The organism is Microbispora sp. KK1-11 (assembly GCF_006874435.1).
GTDB classification, from domain to species: domain Bacteria; phylum Actinomycetota; class Actinomycetes; order Streptosporangiales; family Streptosporangiaceae; genus Microbispora; species Microbispora catharanthi.
This window is the reverse complement of sequence record NZ_VIRJ01000102.1, coordinates 1-1001: the sequence shown is the minus strand read 5'-3', so window position 1 is coordinate 1001 and position 1001 is coordinate 1. Positions and strand designations below refer to the sequence as shown.

1 pseudogene is annotated in these 1001 nt (G+C 66.5%); it reads right to left on the bottom strand.

Annotated features, from left to right (window positions below):
* A pseudogene (locus tag FLW16_RS42900) lies at window positions 1-1001 on the bottom strand (DNA-directed RNA polymerase subunit beta); the annotation flags it as partial.

The following is a 1001-nucleotide window of genomic DNA, read 5'->3' as shown; positions in this document are numbered from 1 at the left end:
GCGATCCACCCGAGATGGGTCTCCAGCACCTGGCCGACGTTCATACGGCCGGGCACGCCCAGCGGGTTGAGGACGATGTCGACCGGCGTGCCGTCCTCGAGGAACGGCATGTCCTCCACCGGCAGGATCTTGGAGATGACGCCCTTGTTGCCGTGACGGCCGGCCAGCTTGTCACCATCGGTGATCTTGCGCTTCTGCGCCACGTACACGCGCACCAGCTCGTTGACACCGGGAGGAAGCTCGTCGCCCTCCTCACGGCTGAACACCCGCACCCCGATGACCTTGCCGGACTCGCCGTGCGGCACCTTCAGCGAGGTGTCACGCACCTCACGCGCCTTCTCACCGAAGATCGCGCGCAGCAGCCGCTCCTCCGGCGTCAGCTCCGTCTCACCCTTGGGAGTGACCTTGCCCACCAGGATGTCACCGGTGACCACTTCGGCGCCGATCCGGATGATGCCGCGCTCGTCGAGGTCGGCCAGGGCGTCCTCGGAGGCGTTCGGGATGTCCCGGGTGATCTCCTCGGGGCCCAGCTTGGTGTCGCGGGCGTCGACCTCGTGCTCCTCGATGTGAATCGACGACAGCACGTCGTCCTGCACCAGGCGCTGGGACAGGATGATCGCGTCCTCGTAGTTGTGGCCCTCCCACGGCATGAACGCCACCAGCAGGTTCTTGCCCAGCGCCATCTCACCGTTGTCGGTGCACGGACCGTCGGCCACGACCTGACCCTGCTCGACCCGGTCGCCCTCGGCCACGATCGGCTTCTGGTTGAAGCAGGTGCCCTGGTTCGACCGCTTGAACTTCGCGACCCGGTACGTCGTCCGCGTGCCGTCGTCGTTCATCACGGTGATGTAGTCGGCGGAGACCTCCTCCACCACACCGGCCTTCTCGGCGGTGATGACATCACCGGCGTCGGTCGCGGCGCGGTACTCCATGCCGGTGCCGACCAGCGGAGCCTCGCTCTTGAGCAAAGGCACCGACTGACGCTGCATGTTCGAACCCAT